This window comes from Mesorhizobium sp. M7A.F.Ca.CA.002.09.1.1, from assembly GCF_003998555.1.
In the GTDB taxonomy this organism is placed as follows: Bacteria; Pseudomonadota; Alphaproteobacteria; order Rhizobiales; family Rhizobiaceae; genus Mesorhizobium; species Mesorhizobium ciceri.
In genome coordinates, this window is record NZ_RZRR01000924.1 from 1 (window position 1) to 2,154 (window position 2,154).

Consider the following 2,154-nt stretch of genomic DNA (forward strand, 5'->3'; position numbering starts at 1 on the left):
GCAAAGGGCCGAAAGTGTAACCCATCTATCCAGAATGAACTGTCACCCATCTCTCGGGAAGGGCATTATTATCAATGGGTTTATTGACAGGTTCGCCACGAGGTTCGCCAAGCGCGTTACCAGCCGTACGACTCGGTCCATGCCCTGCACAGCCAACGCACCTGCGACGCTTCCCGGGAATAGAGTTCGGCATGGTCAATGTCGTCATGGCCGAGACATCCAACATCTGCCTGGTGGATGCCTCCGCTTCGGCGAGATAGACCCCAAGTGACTTCCGCAGACCATGCAGCGTAAGGCCCTTCGGCAATCCCGCGAGAGCGCACCAGTGGGTCATAGCACCGGTCAGAGATTTCGGCGAGAAAGGTTGGCCATATTCCGTGACTAGAACTGTTTCGCCGCGCCGGTCGGCGCGGAGATGCCAAAACAGCAGTTTCGCTACCCCGGAACTGCGCCGTGAAGGGCCAATCCATGATATGCCTGCCACTTCAAGGTTCTACCGTCCCTTGCCGTGCTGCCCAGTCGTATGGGTACAGACAGTAAAAATAGCCGGTACGCTCGGTGGCGATGTATTTGAGGTGGGTGCCGTTGGGCAGCCAGACGATGTCGCCAGGGCGGCATTCGTGGCGGCCGTCATCCAGTTCGATCGTCAGCGTGCCTTCATGGATGAACAGCACCTCGTCATAGGTCACGGTCCAGTCGATCGAGGCGTTCTCCAGATACTCGATGCCGCCGCCCATGGTCCGGCTGATCTCGGCATTGATCACGCGCGCGATCGAAGACGTTCCGGTCGGCGTGACCGATGGCTTTAGGGTCAACTCGCTGTGCTTGAAAATCTTGGCCTTGGACATCGTCATCCCTTTTTTGCGCGAAGATTGGCTTTGGAGGGAGTGACGCCGGACGGAGCCAGCCCGGCGAGCCATCTCGTCACCGGATCGAGCTTGCGCCCGGCATGTTCGAAATCGTCACGCCGACGCACAGCGCCGCGGACAAAATGTGCACCGACAAAGCGAAAGGGTTCGGGCGGGAAACCGCGCGTTACCGGACGAACCAGCGCCGAATGCGTCAGTTCCGATTCACCGTCAGTCAACAGGCCGGTGAGGATCTCGCCGCCGATATAAGCCATTGTCGTGCCATTGCCGGAAAAGCCATAGCCGTAAACGACATCGCGGTTGGCGCGCAAAGCGCCGAAAAGTGGCACGCCGCTCACCGTCCGGTCGATCGGGCCGTTCCATGATGTCTCGAGCGGAAAATCGGCGAGCGCCGGGTGGCCGTCCCGCAGCGCGCGACGCATTTCGGCGACACGGGGCGACTGGCCATGGAAACGCTGGTCGACGATGCCGCCGAAGCCAATAACGCCACCGCTGACGCCGACGGACAGCCGACCATCGCGCGTCGGAGACCAACCGCCAACGAAGACGCGGGAATCGATCATCAGCGGCGCCCGGCGGTAGCCGATCTTGTCGAGAAGGTCTGGAATGGGCTGTGACATGGCGTCGTCGCTGGAGATGTTGAAGATCGCAGGGGCCAGTTCCGGAATCGCGCCGGACCAGGCATTCATGGCAAGCACGACCTTGCCGCAGGATACAGTTCCTTTCGCCGTTTCCACCGTGAGCTTGCCCCGTCGTGAAAACCGCTTCATCGGCGACTTTTCATAGATCCGAACGCCGCGCTTTAGCGCTGCACGACGCAGGCCGCGCACCAGGAATCCGGGATGCACTGTTGCCGACGAAGCGTCGAACGCGCCGCCGAGGTGGCTCGTCGTGCCTGCCATCGCCGCGATCTCGTCGCGCGAAACGCGTCGCGCAGGCACGTAGCCATGCGCCGCCAGCTTGTTCAACGCGTCGTCCCAGGCGCCAAGCTGTGCTTCGCACGTCGCGCCCCAGATCCAGCCGATGCGATCGAACCAGGCGTCGATCGCCTCGACCTTGCAGAAAGCCTCGATGCCGCCGATCGCGGCTTCGGATGCCTTGATGATCGAAAGCGCGTCGGTTCCGTCGCGCAGGGCGACAAGCGCGCTGTATTTGGTCCATGCCGAAAGCACCATTCCGGAATTGCGGCCGCTCGGGCCACCACCACAAATGTCGCGCTCTAAAATGACAACATCGAAGCCTGGATTGTGCTCCTTGAGGCGGATGGCCGTCCACAATCCAAGAT

The 2,154-nt window shown here is 61.1% G+C and carries 2 protein-coding genes and 1 pseudogene; all 3 read right to left on the minus strand.

Annotated elements, in window-relative coordinates:
* Positions 1 to 120: 120 nt before the first annotated feature.
* Positions 121 to 403 (minus strand): annotated as a pseudogene (locus EN994_RS28385) (tyrosine-type recombinase/integrase); the annotation flags it as partial.
* A gap of 82 nt (positions 404 to 485) precedes the next feature.
* Entirely contained in the window at positions 486 to 854 is a 369-nt protein-coding gene (locus tag EN994_RS28390; protein WP_063168764.1) for an AraC family ligand binding domain-containing protein, read from the minus strand.
* Positions 851 to 2,154, minus strand: a 1,304-nt coding sequence (locus EN994_RS28395; protein WP_127308009.1) for an FAD-binding oxidoreductase, incomplete at its 5' end; no start/stop codon positions are given. The genes EN994_RS28390 and EN994_RS28395, both read right to left, overlap by 4 nt.